This is a genomic window from Halobaculum magnesiiphilum (genome assembly GCF_019823105.1).
Classification (GTDB): Archaea; Halobacteriota; Halobacteria; order Halobacteriales; family Haloferacaceae; genus Halobaculum; species Halobaculum magnesiiphilum.
Window position 1 is genome coordinate 747,296 of sequence record NZ_CP081958.1, and the last position, 18,777, is coordinate 766,072.

The following is an 18,777-nucleotide window of genomic DNA, read 5'->3' on the forward strand; positions in this document are numbered from 1 at the left end:
CGAGGGCGACGGACGTCCGTGCTTCACACTCGACCACGTCACTCCCCGTAACCGCCCATTGATCTTATCCACCGACGGTGTGAGTCTCAGACATGGTTCAGCGCTCGCTGCTGTACTCGCCCGGGGACGACCGTGAGATGTTGAAGAAGGCCGTCGAGACCGGGGCGGACACGGTCGTCTTCGATCTGGAGGACGCCGTCGCGCCCGCCGCGAAGGAGGGGGCGCGGGCGACCGTCCGGTCGATGCTCGACGACCTCGACGACCCGACCCCGGACGTCGCCGTCCGCATCAATCCGTACGACCTTTCGGGACCGGCCGATGTCGCCGCAGTCGTCGGCGAGACCGAACGGCCCCCCGACAGTATCCTCCTCCCGAAAGTGAACGACGCCGAGCCCGTCGAGGCCCTCCGTGACCAACTCACGGAACTCGGGGCGGACGCCGTCGGCATCGTCCCGCTGATCGAGACGGCGGCGGGTGTCATCGCCGCCAACGAGATCGCGGCCGCACCGGGCGTCACGGCCGTCGCGTACGGCGACCAGGACTTCACCGCCGATATCGGTGCGACCGTGACCGACGACAAAACGGAGTCGCTGTACGCCCGCCAGCGGACGGTCGTCGCCGCGGCCGCCGCCGGCGTCGACGCGCTCGACACCGTCCACACCGACATCGGTGACACGGAGGGACTCCGCGAACAGACCGAGTTCGTCGTCGAACTCGGCTTCGACGGGAAGCTCGCGATCCACCCGGACCAGATCGCCGTCATCAACGAGGCGTTCACGCCGGGGGAAGACGAGCTCGAGTGGGCCGAGACGGTGCTCGCCGGGCAGGAACGGGCGAGCGACGAGGGCGACGGCGTGTTCACCGTGGACGGGCAGATGATCGACCCGCCGCTGGTCGAGCGCGCTCGGACGATCGTCCGGCGGGCGGAGGCTGCCGGGATCCGGTAGCGACGACCGCTACCGACCCCGAGATCGACGGACTACGCGACCGAGTGCTCCGAGGCGATCCGCTCGATCGAATCGCGGAGTCGCTCGCGATACGTGTCGAGGTCGTCGCCCACGATGGGGTTACCGTGGATCGGCGCGACGGCGTTCACGTCGTACGACGCGAAGATGTCGTCGAGCGTCCGGTCGACTTTCTCCGGGGCGACATAGCGGAGCCAGACGAGGTTGTCGCGATGGTACTCGTAGATCCGTTCCGTCGGGGTCGACTCCGGGAAGTCGTCAGAGAGGGAGTCGCATCGCCCGGGGTCGTGGTAGTTCCCGAACCCGTCGGCGGTGAAGAGGACGCCGTCGCCGTGGTCGTAGATCCACGTCGTGTGCGACCGGTCGGCCAGCGGCGGGTCGATGAAGCTGAACTCCCGGCCCTCGATCGTCAGCGAGCCGCCGATGTCGCACTTGCGGGCGTCCGGGAGCCCCTGCTGGGCCGGCGACGCCGACGAGGCGACGAGTTCGACGTCCTCGGTGTCGCCGCCCAGCGGCGAGACGTTCGCCGCGTGGGGATAATCCGAGTGTGAGAGGACGATGGCGTCCGGCCCGTCGCCGTCGGTCGCCTCGTCGACGGCGGCGGTGATCTCCTCGCGGTGGTAGAACGACCCCGAGTCGACGAGGACCGTCCCCTCCGGCGCGCGAAGGAGGTACAGCGAGACGTGTTCGTGGTCCCCCTCGTGTTCGTAACACTGGTTGATCCACTCGACGCTGGGGGTGACCTGGACCGTCATGCGTGTCCCTCCGCGCTGGCGTGTGCGCTCGTCTCCTCGCTCGTGGTGGTGTGTGCGCTCACCTGCTTGCTCGTGTAGGTGTGTCCCGTCATCCGTTCACCCGAGGGTTCCCACCCGGCCCTGTTCGTCGATCGTGCGCGTCACGTCCTTCATGAGTTCCATGTAGTCGGTGGCGTCCTCGCGGATGACGAGCCCGTGTGCCGGCGCGACGATCTCCGGGTCGAACTTCTCGATCAGGGCGTCGATCTCCGCGTTCGTCTTCTCGACGTCGACGTACTGGTACCAGAACAGCACCCGTCCGTGAAACTCGACGAGCCGACTGCTGTCGAACTCCCCGTCGAGTTCGTCCACGAAGACCAGCCGCTCGTCGTCGAGGTGCGTGAACCCCATCCAGTCGACCGGGAACAGCGTCCCCGTCTCCCGTTCGGTCATCCACACCGAGACGGGCGCGTCGAGGAACGTCGCCTCGTGGAACTCGACGGTGCGGTTCCCGAGGTCGATCTCGTCGCCCTCGGTGACGTGGACCCCGTAGTCGAGCCGGTAGAGTTCGTGGTCGTTCCCGTAGCCGGGAGCGACGAGCGTCGTCTCCGGGTGCTCCTCGAGGATCGCGAGCGCGTTCCCCGCGTGGGGGACGTCGGGGTGGGAGACGACGAGGTAGTCGAGCCCGCGGTCGCCGACGAGCTCGTCGATAGCCGCGAGGATCTCGTCGGTGCTCGCGGGCGACAGCGTGTCGAACAGTAGCGTCTCGTCGCCGCCGTCGACGAGGTACGCACACTGGGGCACGTACGCCTCCCGCCCTTCCTCGTACCATTCCGGCTCACGGTCCGCCAGGTCCCACGACTCCGTCCTGTCCGGCCCGGCCTCGTAGATCCAGTGGAGACCGGGCGCGATCTCGCGTGGCATGCGTTCACACCTGAACTGGCCGGCACAAAAGCCGTGGTGACCGTTCACTCCCCCCTATTTGAACGCCGGCGAGCATCGACGGCTATCGGGTACGGGTCGCCGCCGCCATCGGACACTCCGGGATGGCGTCCGGGACGTGAACGACCCGTTCGTGGATCAGTCGACCCGGAACTCCGCGAGGGTCTCGGGGTCGATCTCGATGCCGAGGCCGGGTCCGTCCGGCACGGGCACCTCGGTCCCCTCGTTGCGGATCGGGTCGACCGCGAGTTCCTCGCGGATCGGGTTCGGCGTCCGGTCGAACTCCAGGCGCGGCGATCCCGGAAGCGTCGCGAGCAACTGCAGGCTCGCCGCGAGCGCGACGGCGCTCCCGAAGACGTGCGGGTACGTCGCCAGCCCGGCGGCGTCGGCGATCTCGGCGGCCCGGCGCGACGAGGTGAGCCCGCCGGCGCTGGTTACGTCCGGCTGGAGGACGTCGACCGCGCCGGCGTTCGCCACGCGCCGGAACTCGGGCGCGAACGCCCAGCATTCCCCGCCGGCGATCGATACGTCGCTGTCCTCGGCGAGTCGTGCGTACGCGTCGATCCGGTCGGGAGGGAGCGGTTCCTCGAAGAACTCGACGTCCAGATCCGCGAGGCCGTCGGCCACGCGGCGGGCCGCCGGGAGATCGTAGGCGTGGTTCGCGTCCGCCATCAACGCGACGTCGTCGCCCACCGCCTCCCGGACGGCGCGGACGAGTTCCACGTCGTACTCCGGCCCCCAGCCGAAGTGTCGCTGCATGCCGATCTTCATCTTGAGTGCGCCGAACCCGGCGTCGACGTGGGACTCCGCCTCCGAGACGACCGACTCCCTGACCGTCTCGAACTCGTCGGCTGGCGGCCAGAAGTGTCCGGTCGCGTACGCGGGGACCGCGTCGCGCCGTCGCCCCCCGAGCAGCGTCGCGGCCGACGCCCCGGCCGCGTTCCCGCGGAGGTCCCAGAGCGCGAGGTCGACACCGCTGACGGCGCCCGCCGGAATCGTCGAGTGGTACGCCGACCGGAGGTCGTGAACGAGGTCCCCGTGGACCGACTCGACGCGTTCGGCGTCCCGCCCCCGAAGAACCGCCGCGATCCGGTCGTCGATCAGTTCGCGCGTTCCCGCTATCGGCCCCCAGCACTCGCCCCAGCCGACGGCGCCGTCCGCGGTCTCGATCCGAACCAGACAGTACTCGCGCGAGTCGATCCACTTCTGTGCGTTCGCGAACCGCTCGTCGAGCTCTCGACGTAACGGAACCGCCTCGACGTGTCGGATCTCCATCTCGTTGTGGGCCGATCGGTGCCATCCCTGATAAAGAATGATTACTATGGCGTCGCTTCGGGGGCAGGTACAGGCCGGTCTCCGGAGTAGCGACCCCCATGGAAGACACCGACCCGACGCTATCGAGCGCCGACCTCGCGGTCCCGGAACTGGGTCCGCTGTTCGACCCGGACTCGGTCGCCGTCGTCGGCGCCAGTCCCGACTCGTTTTACTCCGGGAACCTCGTGGACAACCTCCTCGGATACGGGTTCGACGGAACGTTGTACCCCGTCAATCCCGGACGTGACGAGGTCTGGGGGCGGGAGTGTTACGACGACATCGACGACGTGCCCGAGACGGTCGACCTCGCCGTCGTGAGCGTCCCGCGAGAGTACGTCGTCGATGTGGTCGCGTCCGCCGGCCAGCGGGGCGTGCCGGTCGCGCTCGTCCTCACCGCCGGGTTCTCGGAGGCCGACGAGGAGGGCCGCGACTTGGAGGCGCAGCTCGCCGAGGCGGCCGCCGACACCGGTATCCGCGTCGTCGGACCGAACTGTATCGGCGTGATGTCGGCCAGGGGCGCGACGCTCACGTCGACCTGTTCACGCGAACCGGAGCCCGGTCGGATCGGCCTCGTCAGTCAGTCAGGCGCGCTGGCGTTCACCACCTTCTTCGAGCGTGCGGCGGACAGGGATCTCCATTTCAGCCACATCGTCTCGACCGGCAACGAGACCGACCTGACGCTGACAGACTACGTCGCCTATCTCGCCGAGCGGGACACCGTCGACGTGATCTGTACCTACGTCGAGGGGATCGACGACCCCGAGCGGTTCATGCGTGTCGCCGAGCGGGCGACCCGCGACGGTACCCCGGTCATGACGGTCAAGATCGGACAGTCCGACCTCGCCGAGGCGGCGACGCTCTCACACACCGGCTCCCTCACCGGTGGCGACGACGCGTGGCAGGCTGCGTTCGATCAAAGCGGCGTCCAGCGGGTACCCGACATTCCCGACCTGCTCTCGCGGGCGACCGCCCACACCGCCTACGACCACGTCGACGGCGACCGACTCTGTATCGCCTCGACCAGCGGCGGCCTCGCGAGCCTCCTGGCGGATATGGCGGACGAACGGGACCTCGGGTTGCCCGACATCGACGGTGAGACCGAACGAACGCTGCTGGACATCGACGAGCTGCTGACCTTCGGCGGCTTCCATAATCCCGCGGACATCCGCGGGTACGGCGCCGAGGTGCTCCCGGACATCGCCGACGCGCTGCTGGCCGACGACGCCTTCGACGCCTACCTCTTCGCGATCGGTCTCCCGGGGGTCGACGAGCGCGCCGAGACCATCGCCGAGGATCTGGAGGAGATCGTCGCGGGTGCCGACGACCCGGTGTACGTCCTCTGGACCGGGCGGAAGGAACCGGACGACCCGACCGTGACGCCGCCGTACGCACGCCTCCGGGAGTCCGTGCCGGTGTACGAGGACCCGGGGCGGTGTCTGGACGCGATCGCGTCGACGACCCGGTACGTTTCGGACCGCGACCGCGTCGCCGGACGGCCGTCCAGGCGCGATCTCGCGGAGGATCTCGACGCGCCCGACCTCGACGTGCCTCGGGGGCGAGTCCTCGCGTGGGACGAGGCGGAACCCCTCCTGGACGCCTTCGACGTCCCCGTCGTCGAGACGCGCGTCGCGACCGACCCCGAGGAGGCGGTCGCGGCCGCCGAGGCCGTCGGCTATCCGGTCGTCCTGAAGGTGGACTCGCCGGCGCTCCCCCACCGGACGGACGCCGGCGCCGTCGCGCTCGACCTCGACTCGCCGGAGGCGGTCCGTGAGGCGTACCGAGACGTGCGGGAGGCGGCGCTGGCACACGTCGACGAATCGGACGTAGCCGGCGTATTAGTCCAGCCGATGGTGGACGACGGCGTCGAGGCCATCCTGGGAGTCACCCCCGGCGACGTGTTCGACTCGGTCGTCACCGTCGGCCCCGGCGGTGTCCTGGTGGAGGCGCTCGACGACAGCGCGGCACTCGTCCCGCCGTTCTCGCCGGTCGACGCGCGGCGAGCCGTCGAGGGAACCGCGCTCGCGGACCTGTTGACCGACCGCCGGGGCGGGGAGGCGCTGTCCGTCGACGCCGTCGTCGACCTCCTGGTGAACGTCGGGGAGTTGGCGGCGTCGGTGGACGCCGTGGCCGAACTCGACCTCAACCCGGTCGTGGTCACGGAGGACGGACCGATGGCCGTCGACGTACTGGTCCGGACGGACGAATAGCCGGCGTCCCCTTCGAGACTGACCGTCTTCGACTCACAGGGTCGCCCTCGACCGTCGGTACCGTCCAGTCCGGCCCCGATTCAGTCTCTTTGCTCCGACCTCGTCGTTCGTGGAGCGTACGACGATCGCTAACTTCGAGAACGGCCGAATGTGAAAAAAGAGTCGAACGTGAACGGGATACGAACGAGGAGAACTGCTGTCGGCTACAGCGTCATCTCCTCGCCGATCGCGTTCGAGATCTCGTCCTCGTGTTCCTCGGCGTAGCGTTCCAGCAGTTCCGTCTCGACGTCGTCGACCGGGAAGTAGCAGGCCGCCTCGTGCCCGTCGTCGGCGAACGCGGACCGCGACGGCTCCTCGCCGCGACACTCCTCGGTCGCCTTCGGGCACCGGGGTGCGAAGTTGCACCCGTTCGGCAGATCGACCGGGTTCGGCGGCTCGCCGGGCAAGAGCACCCGCTGACGGTCGATGTCCGGGTCCGTCCGGGGTGAGGCGGCCAGGAGCGACGCCGTGTAGGGGTGTTTGGGCGTCCGAACGACGTCCTCCGTGTCCCCGAGCTCCGCGATCCGCCCGAGGTACATCACCGCGAGGCGGTCGGCGATCTGGGTGAGGCTCGCGAGGTCGTGGGAGATGTAGATGATGCCGATGTCCCGCTCGTCGGCCATCTCCCGCAGAATGTTGAGGATATTGGCCTTCAGGGAGACGTCGAGCATCGACGCCGGCTCGTCGCAGATGAGCAATCGCGGCTCGAGTACCAGCGCCTGCGCGATGGCGACGCGCTGGCGCTCTCCGCCCGACAGCTGCGCCGGCAGCTTGTCGAGGTACTTCTCGGCCGGCTTCAGGCCGACGTCCTCGACCGTCTGTCTGACCCGGCGGTCGATGGCTTCGCGGTCGACCCCCTGGATCTTCAGGGGTTCGGAGACGGCCGCCTCGACCCGCTGGCGCGGGTTGAGGGAGTCGAACGGGTCCTGGAAGATGAACTGTACCTGCGAGCGGAACTTCTTCGTGCTCTCCTCGAGCAGCTCGTCGACCGAGGTGCCGTCGACGTGGATCTCCCCGCCGGTTCGTTCCTGCAGCGCGGCGATCACCTCCGCGAGGGTCGATTTCCCACATCCCGACTCGCCGGCGACGCCGACGATCTCGCCCTCATGAACGGTGAGGTCGACATCGTTGACGGCCTTCACGTAGTCGGGATCGTTCCCGCGAAAGTCGTCGAGGATCCCCTGTGGCTGCTCGAACCACTTCTCGAGCCCGCGGGTTTCGAGGATGACGTCGCCGGTGTCGCCCGTCCTCCCGCTTTCGTCCCGGGGCTCTATCCCCCACGTCTCGGGGTCTTTGGCCTGCTCCCGCATCTCGTCGGCCCGGTCCGTGTAGTGACAGGCCGACAGTTGCCCGTCCGTCTCGACCAGTGGGGGATGGCGTTCCCCACATTCCTCCGTGGCGAAGGGACACCGGTTACGGAACACGCAGCCGGTCGGCTCGCGGGTGAGATCCGGCAGCGACCCCGGGATCGAGATCGCCTGCTCGTCGAACTCGTCGACCTCCGGGAAGGCGTTCTTCAGGCCCATCGAGTAGGGGTTCGTCGGCGCCCGGAACACCTCGTCAGTGTTGCCCTGCTCCATCACTTTCCCGCCGTACAGGACCGACACCTCGTCGCACGTCTCGGCGACCACGCCCACATCGTGGGTGATGAGTAGGAGCGAACTCCCCGTCTTCTCTTGGATCTCCAGCAGCTTGTCGATGATCTTGTCCTGGACGATCACGTCCAGACCGGTCGTCGGCTCGTCGGCGATGATGAGATCCGGGTCCAGGGCGAGCGCCATCGCGATCGTGACGCGCTGGCGCATCCCGCCCGAGAACTGGTGTGGGTAGTCGCCGGTCCGTGCGGGATCGAGCCCGACCATCTCGAACACCTCGGCGACGCGCTCGTTCGCGGTCGCTTTCGAGACGTTCCTGTGTTTGCGGATGGCCTGCCGGATCTGTGCGCCGACTGTCATCACCGGATCCAGCGAGTCCATCGCGCTCTGTGGGATGTACGAGATCTCCTCCCAGCGGACCGACCTCCAGTCGCGCTCGGAGAGATCGATCAGCTCCCGACCGTCGAACCGGATGCTTCCCGAGCGGATCTCCCCGTTGTCGTCGAGGAGTCCGAGGACCGCCTTGGCGACGGTCGACTTGCCGGAGCCGGACTCGCCGACGAGTCCGTAGTTGTCCCCCTCGTCGATCGAGAAGGAGACGTTGTTGACGGCGTGGACGTCCCTGTTCGGCATCCGATACGTGATCTTCACGTCGTCGACTTCGAGCAGACTCATTCTTGCTCCGTTTGTAGGTCGGGGTTGACTATCTCCTCGAACGCCCGCCCGACCAGGAAGACGGACGTCGTGACGGCACCGATACCGATCGCGGGCGGGAGTACCCACCACCACGCGACGCGGATGGCGCCCGAGCGGAACACCTGCTGGAGCATCCGGCCCCAGGAGGTGGTCGTCGGGTCGCCGAAGCCGAGGAACGCGAGCGACGCGCCGGCGACGATCGACCAGCCGACGGCGTACGCGGTGTAGAGGAAGCCGATCCCCAGCACGTTCGGGGCGACGTGCAGGAACATCGTCCGCATGTGGCCGGCGCCCCGCGCCCTGGCGGACTTGACGAACGTCCGCTCTTTGACCGTCATCACTTCCGAGCGGATGACCCGCGCGGGCATCTTCCAGAGGAAGACGACCAGCACAGCGGTGATCAGCCAGACGCTCGGGGTCACGAACGAGAGGATCACGAGCGCCATCGGCAGGAACGGCAACGCGAACGTCAAGTCGGTCAGCCGCATCAGGATCTCGTCGACGCGGCCGCCGAAGTAGCCGCTCGTGAGCCCGACGAGGAATCCCAACACGCCGGTCCCGACGCCGCCGAACAGGCCGACGATGAGCGTCGGCCGTGCGCCGGCGAGGAACTGGCTCAAGACGTCCTTTCCGAACGAGGTGGTTCCCAAGATAGCCTTCCCGCCGGGCTCCTGGAGCCGCATCATCGACCCGCCCTGTTGGAGCGTGTCCTGAATGGGCTGGTAGGGGGCGATGTACGGCCCGAAGAGCCCGAGGAACACGAACACGACGAGCGTCACGAAGCCGACTTTCGCCGCGGTGTCCTCGAGGACGTAACTGAGTGTCCGCTTGGCTCGCCCGAACTCCGAACGCAGTCTGTCGACCGCGGTGTCGGTATCAAGCGTGTATCCCGACATCAGACATCACCCGCCTCGACAGTCGGATCCAGTTTCGCGTACGCCACGTCGGCGGTGAGGTTCATCACGATGACCGCGAGCGCCATGATGAACACGGCCGCCTGCACCGTCGGGTAGTCCTGATTGAGGATCGCTTGAACGAGCGCGCGACCGATACCCGGCCACGCGAAGACGACCTCCAGCGTGATGACCCCCTGAAAGAGCATCCCCGTCCGGAGCGCGAAGTAGGTCACGAGCGGCAGCAGCGAGTTCCGCCCGGCGCGACCGAGTTGTTCCATCTCGGACAGCCCCTTCGCGCGGTGGAGCATGAGGAACTCCGAGCCTTTCCGTTCGACGACGGAGTTGCGGGCGAGCATCAGGAAGTCGCCGCTGTAGAACATCACCGTCGCCGCGAACGGAAGCGTGTAGTGTTTCAGGAAGTCGACCGAGAGATACGTCTCCAGATACCCGTCCGGGTTCGCCAGCGGGCTGCGCATCCCGAACGCCGGCAGCCAGCCCAGCCCGTACGAGAAGATGATGAGCAGGAAGATCCCCGTCACGAAGATCGGGACCGCGCGAAAGACCGTGGTCACGACGATGCTCGACTGCTCGAACCACGACCCTCGGTTCCACCCGGCGTACATGCCGGCGACCGAACTGATGACCGCCGTCACGACGAGCGCGGGCAGAAGCAGGACGAGGGTGTTCACCAGCGCGGGAACGATGATCTCGCCGACCGGGCGTTGCTGGGTGAGCGAGATCCCGAACTGGAACGTGAACAGGTTCTGGATATATTTCAGGTACTGGACGTAGATCGGCTCGTCCAGCCCGTACATTGCGCGCACCTGTGCCACTTGCTCGGCCGTGAGGGCCCCGGACGCGACGAGTCCGCTGAACGGGTCCGAGGGTAACAGCCGCAGCGTCACGAAGATGATACTGACGGCGATCAGTGTCAGCATCACCGCGATCGCTGTCCGCTTTATCAGGAAGCGTCGAAAGCTCATTTTGGATGTTGAATCGTGATGCTAGTTACGAGAAGTCGGATTGATCGAGTTCGGAGCGGGAGGCGTGTCCGTTCTCGACGCGCTCGGCGAACGCGTCCCAGGCGTCGCCCTGGGGCCACACCAGCATGTCTTGGTCGTCGAAGGTGTACCCCGCCTGCCGGAGCAGTTGACGGGCACCCTCGACGTCGTACTCGTACGGCTCGGTTTCCCCGTGGAACGGCGTCAGGAGTGGTGTGAGGAGGTTCTGTCCCTCGATCACCTCACCACGCCCGCCGAGCGTGTTCTGGACGAATCCCTCCTTGTCGAAGGCGTGACTCAGCGCGACACGGAACGTTTTGTCCCGGAACAGCGGAACGAGGTGGCTGAGGTGGACGTCCGTGGGGACGTAGTTCCGCGCGGTCTGTTTCTCGACGCCGCTCCCTTGGGCAGCGCGGTCGGCCTGCAGGTTCGAGACGGTCGTCCCGATGGCGTCGATGTCGCCCGACTGCATGGCGCCGATGAGCGTCGACACGTTGCCCACGTTCGCGTGGACCATCTCGTCGATCCCGTCGCCGGGGACGAAGTAGTCGCCGAGGAGTTCCTCCCGGACGTCGTCGTCCCACATCCAGTTGTTCTCGTGTTTCTCGAGCCTGAGCTCGGAGCCCTGCTCCCAGTTGACGAACGAGAACGGGCCGGTTCCGACCGGGTTGTCGGGGTTGTACTCGGCGGGACTGTCGACGTCCTCCCAGCGGTGTTTCGGGATGATGGCGCTGCGGACCACGCGCTGGGTGAGGAACGCCGCGTCGGGCTCGGTGAGGTTGAACCTGACGCGCCCGCCCCCGCTCTCCGAGACGATCTCGACGCTGTCGATCGTCCGGACGAACGCCCCCTGCTGTGGCGCGTTGTTCTCCTTGTACATCTCGACGCTGAACTTGACGTCGTCCGGACCGAACGACTCCCCGTCGTGCCACTCGACACCTTCGCGGAGGTCCATCTCGACGGTCGTGTCGTCGACGACATCGGCGTTCGTTGCCAGCGCCGGGACGATCTCGAGCTCCGGGGAGGCGTCGAACAATCCGTCATAGACGTTGAGGAGGCGCTTCTCCTCCTGGCCGCCGCTGGAGAACGGGAGGTTCGTCCCCTGCATCCCTGACGTGACGCCCTTGACCCAGGTGGTCGAGTCGCCCTGCGGCTGGAGGTTCACCTGCGTCCAGATGAACGAGTCCCGAGTCGTTCCGTTACCCGGCGTCGGGACGTACCCCTCCCAGTCCGCGGTGTTCGCCACCGTGATGACCTCCGGGAAGTTCGCCGCGATGAGGTAGGCGTCCTCACTGAGTTTGCGCTGGATCTCCTTGCAGATCTCGGCGCGTGCCTCCACGTCGCCGATCGTCTGCGCCTGCTCGTCGAGGAGCTCCGTGATCTCGTCGTTCTTGTAGTTGTAGTAGTTCCCGCCCGTCTCCGGGTGCGCGCGCATGAGGAACGGGTTCGGATCCAGGCCACGCTGGGGGTCCGGACCGTGGAGGTTCATCGTCACCGGCACCGGGTGCCCGATGTCCGCCCGCCAGAACTCGCCGTACCGAGTACTGGGTTGGACGGTGATCAGGTTCACCGGGACGCCGATGTTGTTGAACGATTGCTGAACCTCCAGCGCGAACTCGCGCATCCACGGGGTCTCCGCCTGCGCGAAGTGCGTATCGACCTCCGGCACGGACTGTCCTTCGACGGCCGTGTACTCGAACTGGATCGCCTCGTCGTTGACATCGACACCTTTCGTCTCGACGGGCCATTCCTCCCAGAACCGTGTCTCGATGGATTCACCGCCTCCGTTACCACCACCGCCATCGCCGCCACCGCCGCCGCCGCCACCGCCACCACCACCGTTGTCGCCACCGCCACCGCCTCCGTTACCGTCATCGGATTGGTTCCCTCCACATCCCGCCAGCCCGGCCATTCCCGCCGCACCCGCGATCCGCATGAATCGCCGGCGCGATGCGTTTCCAGTCGTCCCCGATTCGATCTCGAACGGCTTGTCCTGCGACATACCACCTGATCGAATAGGTGGTATCTGCCTCAACCTGTTCCCGATGGCCGCCAATATGCATCATCCTTTATTAGGTATGCCGGGAGCGACGGGAGCGACTCGGTTGGATACGCCAAGCGGACCGCAATATGATAGTTCAGAAATACAATGAGGATTCGACATGAAGTAACGGGGCGCTACATTGGGATCGATCGCGATTCGCTCGATCAGATCGCGGACAGATTAGGGCTCGTTCGTGTCCCCGGCCCGTTCGCTTCCGGACCCCGAGAAGACGAGGTCGAACAGCCGCTGCTCCGCGAGCCGGAGCCGTTCGCTGAGTGTCGACTGTGCGATATCGAGTTCGGCGGCGATGTCATCCGCCGACGCCTTCCGTGGAACGTCGAAGTAGCCGAGCCTGTGGGCGGTTTGCAGGACAGTAAGCTGTTCCTGCGAGAGTTCGTTCCGCAGGACACGCCCGAGTTGCCCGCTGCCGAACGGTTCGCCGGTGGTTTCGACTTGATTGACGCTTAATAGCTTGAACCGTCCGAACTGTTCTTCGATCTGCTCTGCGAGCGCTCGAAACGATTCCCACTCCTTGACGGTAACAACTCCCTCAAACGAGTCGTGGTGGAGTTGGAGTCGATTCGGGATCGCCCTTCCACGTAAGATCACACCGAGGAGGAACGGATAGGGTTCCCGGGCGACGACGGTCAGTCGATAGCTCGCGTTGTCGACGGTCGGGCCCGATACTCGTTCGTGATGAAACAGCTCCACCCGCGAGAGGTCCTCCGTCACCGACTCCGGATCGAATTGAGACCGTGACGTGACGAGGAGCGACTCGATCCAGTTGCCCTCGTCCGCGTAGAACGCGTTCTCAAACTCGATCCGTTCTCCGTCCGGGATCCGTTCCATGAGATCCCGTACGACCCCGGACGCATCTGTCCGAAACTCGATTCGAAGGATACCAGATCACCACCCAGGGTGTATTGAGCGTTCCCACGACCCACATATAAAATTTGGTTAGAGGTCTAATATTGGCGGAGCGCGGCGCTGAGCCTCCGTTCTCAGCGAGTGCCGACTGAACGGGCGGCGAGAACAGCACGGAATCCAGAATAATGTCATTTGAATGGCTGTTTCGGTGGCAGGCGGATGAACCATTCGAAGGTACAGTCCTTCTCTCGCTCAGCGGCGGAGTACTGTTATTGTGTTGCACTGTGCAAACACCGGTAGTTATGGAAGGGACACTGACGGAGAAGGTGCTAGAAGACCACCTCGTCGACGGCGAGATCGAGACGGGCGAGGAGATCGGCATTACGGTCGATCAAACCATCGCTCACGACCTGACCGGGACGATGGCGTGGCTGCAGTTCGAGGCGCTCGGCCTCGACGAGGTACAGGTCGAGGTAGCTGGCCAACACTGCGACCACCAGACCTACCAACCGGATTTCAAGGTGTCCGACGATCACCGGTTCCTCCGTTCGGCGGCGGGCACCTTCGGCGCCTACTTTGCGAGACCGGGGACAGGGATCCTCCATCAAGTTCACAAGGAGAACTTCACGGCGCCCGGGAAGACCCTCATCGGCGCCGATTCGCACACGCCGACCGCTGGCGGTCTCGGGTGTCTCGGAATCGGCACCGGCGGACTCGACGTAGCCACCGCGATGGGCGGCGCACCGTACTATCTCGACATGCCCGAAATCGTCAACGTCCGCCTCCAGGGCGAGCTTCCCGAGTGGTCGACGGCGAAGGATGTCATCCTCGAACTCCTCCGCCGGTTCTCGGTCAAACACGGCGTCGGTAAAGTGTTCGAATACACCGGTCCGGGCGTCGAGAGCCTCTCAGCCCACGAGCGCACCGTTATCGCCAATATGGGAACGGAACTCGGTGCGACAAGCTCCGTTTTCCCGACGGACGAGCGAACGAGGGAGTTCTTCGAGCGCCTCGGCCGGCCAGAAGACTACGTCGAACTGAAACCCGACGACGACGCGGAGTACGACGACGAGATCGTGGTTGATCTCTCGGAGATCGAACCCTTGATCGCCTGCCCGTCCATGCCCGATAACGTCGTGCCGGTCCGGGAGGTTGCGGGGACGGAGACCGAACAGGTACTCGTCGGCTCCTGCACCAACGGCGCATACGAGGACATCCTCCCCGTCGCGAAGATGCTCCGGGACCGTGAGGTAGCCAAGCGGACGGAGACGATCATCGCGCCCGGATCGAAACAGGCAGCCGAAATGCTGGCACGGAACGGGCACACGGCCGAGTTGATGGCCGCGGGCGTCAACTTCTCCGAGGCGACGTGTGGCGCCTGTATCGGGGCCGGCCATGTCCCCGCTTCCGACACCGTGAGCGTCCGTACGTTCAATCGCAACTTCGAGGGGCGGTCCGGCATGGAAGACGACGTGGTCTACCTCTGCTCGCCCGAGGTGGCCGCGGCGACGGCCCTCACAGGGGAGATCACGGATCCGCGCGACCTGGCTGACGAACTCGGCGACTTGGAGGCACCGGGATTCGAATACCCTGAGCGGTATATCGGCGCCAGCGAGTCGGACATCATCATGCCCGAGCAGGCCGTTGACGACGGGCTCGTCAAGGGGCCGAACATCGACGAGGTCCCCTTGAAGGACCCCCTCGGCAGCGATCTGGCGGGACCGGCGCTCCTGAAAATGCCGGACAACATCACGACCGACCACGTTATCCCGGCGACCCAGGAGGTGTCGGTATACCGCTCGAACGTGCCCAAACTTTCGGAGTTCACGCTCCAGCGGGTGGACGAGACGTTCGCTGCCCGCGCCGCGGAGGCCGACGGCGGCTTCCTCGTTGCCGGCGAGAACTACGGCCAAGGGTCATCGCGGGAGCACGCCGCGCTCTGTCCGATGTATCTCGGAATTCACGGGGTCCTCGCGCGGTCGTTCGCCCGCATTCACAAGTCGAACCTGATCAACTTCGGCTTACTCCCGCTAACCATCGACGAGGAGACGTATGACGAGATCGAGCAGGGCGACGATATCGAACTCGTCGATGACGCGCTCGAGGTGGTCGAGAGCGGTCGCCGGACGTTCACGGTCCGAGTGAACAACGACTGGGAGGCGAACGCCCGTCTGGACGCCAACGAGCGTGAACGCGATCTGCTCGTTGCGGGCGGGAAACTTCCGCACACCCGGCGAGCGTTTGCCGACGGCGTTGACGAGGAGTCGTAGGTGGACCCTCCGGCAGACGGCGCCGGATACGTTGACTGGTTTCACTCCGGGTTCTACAGTTTCTGTCCTCCCGTCTGAAATCGGGGGATTTCCGAATGGTTTGTTGCCGAGGGGCTGTCCGGGACCGAGGTCGTGCTCTCTTCGCGTTCTTCCTCGAGTCACTGGTCGGCGACAATCAACGGACCTGTGAGCTCACAGGCGTGTGACTGCAGCGTCGTCACGACGCTCGCGACCTCTTCGAAGCGGGGCTCCCCTCAACACAACAGCGGATCTTTCTACTCGAGTGCGTTCCGGTGCTTGCGAAGCGTCACCGGCGTCGTGTCCGCAGCGATCCCCAATTCCGCTTGAGTGAACCGATCGCGGACATGTGAGAACCGCCACCGAAGTCATGGTAATATCCGACCGGGAGACCACGGATCGAACCCCCAGCTACAGATAGTTTGATTTTCATTTGTCTGTGAGCAGCGATGGTACTCGAATCGGTCGCCGAGTACGACGAGTCAGCGGTCGGTGACGTGGGCGCACACGCCGTCGTCGGCGGCGGGAGCATGGCAGGGTTGCTGTCCGCTCGCGTGCTCGCCGACGGATACGACCGGGTGACGCTCCTCGAACGGGACCCGCTGCCGGACGAGGCCGTCGCACGTCCGGGCATCCCGCAGGCGAACCATGTCCACGTGATGCTCGAGCCCGCCCGCGTGATTCTCGAAGCCCTCTTCGACGGCTACCAGTCGGAGCTGCAACCCGCCGGCGGGGTCATCATCGACGCCTGTCGGGAGTTGGACTACTACGAGAACGGCGCTGTGTTGGCGGCCGCGGAGCCGGAGATGTTGATGCCCTGCGCCAGCAGAGCGCTGTTCGAACAGATCACGCGACGACGCGTCGCCGCGACGGCCGGAGTCACGATCCGGGACGAGTGTCACGTCACCGAGTACGAGACTGCCGCCGACGCGGCCACGGTCGAGGGCGTCTCGTTCATTGACCCCAACGGCGACGAGACACTGCTCGACGCCGATCTCGTCGTCGACGCGACGGGACGCAGGTCGAAGACGCCACGGTGGCTCGATGAGCACGGATACCCGACGCCTCGGACACAGCGGGTCGAGATCGATCTCGCCTACGGTACCGTGATACTTGATCGCCCCGCCGCGGACACGTCGGCGTACCTGTGTGCTCCGTCCGCGCCGACTACGAGAGGCGGGACGGCAGTTCCGATCGAAGCGGATCGATGGCTGGTGACGCTGTTCGGACTGCACGGCGATCACCCGCCGTCGGACCGGCCTGGATACCTCGGGTTCGCTGACGCGCTGCCGTCCGATCAACTCGCGACGTTGCTCCGGGAACGCGAGTGGCGGAGCGACGAGATCGCGCGGTATCCGTTTCCGGCCAGCGAGTGGCGTCGGTACGATGACCTCGAACGGTTCCCGGACGGACTTGTCGTGACCGGGGACGCGATCGCGAGCTTCAATCCGATCTACGGGCAGGGAATGTCCGCGGCCGCGCTCGACGCGCTGCAACTGCATCACACGATCGCGAACGGCCCCGAGAACATCGGCGTCCGATTCTTCGACCGTGTCGCTGACCACCTCGATGTCGTGTGGCAGATAGCGGTGGGCGCGGACTTCGAGTTCGAGGAAACGACGGGAACGAAGCCGACCGGTGTCGGGCTGTTCAATCGCTACGTGGACCGGGTGGTTGCCACTGCCCACACCGACGCCACCGTCGCCGAGGCGTTCTACCGGGTGCTCCGGCTCGAACGCGAACCGACCAGTTTGTTCCACCCGCACATCGCCGCCCGCGTCCTCTGGCCGTCATGACGGCCTGCACTGTAACCGCCATCGGAACAAGCTTCTCGGAGTGTATGAACGGCGAAACACGTCAACCTCGTTCTCCAGTCATCGAGTAGGAATGGACGGCTGAGACCGGTATATCGAGAATGAGCCCTCCTTCCGGAGCTGAGTAATCGTTCGCGGTTTCGACAGAGACCACGGGAGGTTCCGTTATTGGACCATCGGGGGGTGCAGTTGCCCGGTGAGTGAGGCTACTGTAGCAATCGAACGGGAGGCGTGACCTCGCTGCGTCTTATCGGACTGCGTACAACGTCCTGTCGTTGCCCGGAACGTACAACGTCTCATCGACCAAGATCGGATATTGGCCGCCCCGGATCGCCGTCGCCTTCCACCGCTCGGCACCCGTCTCCCGGTCGAACCCGCGAAGCACACCCGCTCCGAGATAGAGCATCTCGTCGGTTACGATCGGGCGTGCATCGCCGGACCGCGGAACCGAAACCGACCACTGCTCGACCCCGTCGGCCGCACTCACGGAGTACACCTCGTCACCGGCGGTTGCGAAGTAGACGTCCCCGTCAGCGACGGCCGGGGAGGACGTGATCGACGGGGCCCCGGAGGTCGTGTTTACCTCCGTGGGCCGGAACCGCCACTCGACCGTCCCGGTCGTCGCGTCGAGTGCATACAACAACCCGTCCCCGGATCCGACGTATGCAGTTCCGTTGGCGACGGCGATCGCGTTGCGCGTTCCCCCGCCGGGCGGCGCGTCGAACAGGTCGTGATCGTCGGTCTCGAACCACCAGCGTCGGGTTCCGTCGTCCGCATCGATCGCATAGATGTACTCCCCGCCGCCTACGTACACCGTGCCGTCGACTACTGCGGGTGGCGAGAAGATGTCGCCGAGCGTCTCGTACGTCCACTCGATCTCCCCGGACGCCACACTGAGCGCGTACAGTGTTTGATCGGTACAGCCGACATACACTGTGCCATCGACAACTGTCGGTGCCGCGAGAACACAGTCGTCCGTCTCCGTTCGCCACCGAACAGCACCAGTATGGCGGTTGAGTGCAGTGATCGCGCCGGCGGTCTCACCGTCGAATGGAGTCAGACTCTCGACGACGATCAGCGTGTCTCCAGTGATCGCGAGCGATTGTGCATCGACTGAGTCCACAGCCGCGTTCCACCGGACGCTCCCGTCCGCCGCGTCGATCGCATACACGTGCGTGTCGTCATCGGGATACCCGTTCTCGCCGATATACAGCGTGTCATCGATGTGGACGGGGCCCGCTGTAAGCGACTGTCCCGTCTCGACTAGCGGTGAGACGACGACGGTATCGGTTGGTCCCGTTCCGTTGACCGCAGATGTCTGTGCGGCATCAGGCCCGTGCATCAGCCATTCTGACGACTCACTCATCGCTTCCCA

The 18,777-nt window shown here is 65.7% G+C and carries 13 protein-coding genes; 4 read left to right on the forward strand and 9 right to left on the reverse strand.

Translation table 11 applies throughout. The annotated features are described in order from the left end of the window. Nucleotides 1–92 precede the first annotated feature (92 nt). Entirely contained in the window at nucleotides 93–947 is an 855-nt protein-coding gene (locus K6T50_RS03845) for an HpcH/HpaI aldolase/citrate lyase family protein (protein WP_222608090.1), read from the forward strand. Between the two features lie 32 nt (nucleotides 948–979). On the opposite strand, the gene K6T50_RS03850 is transcribed toward K6T50_RS03845, so the two are convergent. The 3 genes from K6T50_RS03850 to K6T50_RS03860 all read right to left on the reverse strand — a co-directional run bounded on the left by K6T50_RS03850 (nucleotide 980) and on the right by K6T50_RS03860 (nucleotide 3,916). Beyond that, nucleotides 980–1,720: an MBL fold metallo-hydrolase gene (locus K6T50_RS03850; protein ID WP_222608091.1), complete on the reverse strand. Its 741-nt coding sequence runs from the start codon at nucleotides 1,718–1,720 to the stop codon at nucleotides 980–982. 96 nt (nucleotides 1,721–1,816) lie between these two features. Then, a complete protein-coding gene (locus tag K6T50_RS03855; protein ID WP_222608092.1) occupies nucleotides 1,817–2,623 on the reverse strand; it encodes an MBL fold metallo-hydrolase in 807 nt (268 codons plus the stop codon). A 156-nt stretch (nucleotides 2,624–2,779) separates the two neighbouring features. Continuing rightward, the gene (locus K6T50_RS03860) at nucleotides 2,780–3,916 is read right to left on the reverse strand and encodes a mandelate racemase/muconate lactonizing enzyme family protein (RefSeq protein ID WP_222608093.1); all 1,137 of its coding nucleotides are present in this window, start codon (nucleotides 3,914–3,916) and stop codon (nucleotides 2,780–2,782) included. Nucleotides 3,917–4,014: 98 nt separating this feature from the next. On the opposite strand from K6T50_RS03860, the gene K6T50_RS03865 reads away from it, so the two are divergent. Beyond that, a complete protein-coding gene (locus K6T50_RS03865; RefSeq protein WP_222608094.1) occupies nucleotides 4,015–6,162 on the forward strand; it encodes an acetate--CoA ligase family protein in 2,148 nt (715 codons plus the stop codon). Nucleotides 6,163–6,365: 203 nt separating this feature from the next. Here the strand turns inward: K6T50_RS03865 and K6T50_RS03870 are convergent, their stop codons facing one another. The 5 genes from K6T50_RS03870 to K6T50_RS03890 all read right to left on the reverse strand — a co-directional run bounded on the left by K6T50_RS03870 (nucleotide 6,366) and on the right by K6T50_RS03890 (nucleotide 13,282). Beyond that, entirely contained in the window at nucleotides 6,366–8,471 is a 2,106-nt protein-coding gene (locus K6T50_RS03870; RefSeq protein ID WP_222608095.1) for a dipeptide ABC transporter ATP-binding protein, read from the reverse strand. After that, nucleotides 8,468–9,388 carry an ABC transporter permease gene (locus K6T50_RS03875; protein WP_222608096.1) on the reverse strand — a complete coding sequence of 307 codons (921 nt, stop codon included), beginning with the start codon at nucleotides 9,386–9,388 and terminating at the stop codon, nucleotides 8,468–8,470. Before K6T50_RS03875 ends, K6T50_RS03870 begins: the two co-directional genes overlap by 4 nt. Continuing rightward, the gene (locus K6T50_RS03880) at nucleotides 9,388–10,371 is read right to left on the reverse strand and encodes an ABC transporter permease (protein WP_222608097.1); all 984 of its coding nucleotides are present in this window, start codon (nucleotides 10,369–10,371) and stop codon (nucleotides 9,388–9,390) included. Before K6T50_RS03880 ends, K6T50_RS03875 begins: the two co-directional genes overlap by 1 nt. A 25-nt stretch (nucleotides 10,372–10,396) precedes the next feature. After that, a complete protein-coding gene (locus K6T50_RS03885; RefSeq protein ID WP_225935366.1) occupies nucleotides 10,397–12,391 on the reverse strand; it encodes an ABC transporter substrate-binding protein in 1,995 nt (664 codons plus the stop codon). A gap of 222 nt (nucleotides 12,392–12,613) precedes the next feature. Next, nucleotides 12,614–13,282, reverse strand: a complete 669-nt coding sequence (locus K6T50_RS03890) for a helix-turn-helix domain-containing protein (protein ID WP_222608098.1) — start codon at nucleotides 13,280–13,282, stop codon at nucleotides 12,614–12,616. Nucleotides 13,283–13,602: 320 nt separating this feature from the next. Here K6T50_RS03890 and K6T50_RS03895 point away from each other — a divergent pair, with 320 nt between their 5' ends. Both K6T50_RS03895 and K6T50_RS03900 read left to right on the forward strand, forming a co-directional pair. Beyond that, nucleotides 13,603–15,570, forward strand: a complete 1,968-nt coding sequence (locus tag K6T50_RS03895) for an aconitate hydratase (RefSeq protein WP_222608099.1) — start codon at nucleotides 13,603–13,605, stop codon at nucleotides 15,568–15,570. 467 nt (nucleotides 15,571–16,037) lie between these two features. Then, nucleotides 16,038–17,384, forward strand: a complete 1,347-nt coding sequence (locus K6T50_RS03900; protein ID WP_222608100.1) for an FAD-dependent oxidoreductase — start codon at nucleotides 16,038–16,040, stop codon at nucleotides 17,382–17,384. A 265-nt stretch (nucleotides 17,385–17,649) separates the two neighbouring features. On the opposite strand, the gene K6T50_RS03905 is transcribed toward K6T50_RS03900, so the two are convergent. After that, nucleotides 17,650–18,768 (reverse strand): outer membrane protein assembly factor BamB family protein, encoded by a 1,119-nt coding sequence (locus K6T50_RS03905; protein ID WP_222608101.1) that lies wholly within the window; start codon nucleotides 18,766–18,768, stop codon nucleotides 17,650–17,652. Nucleotides 18,769–18,777: the final 9 nt, after the last annotated feature.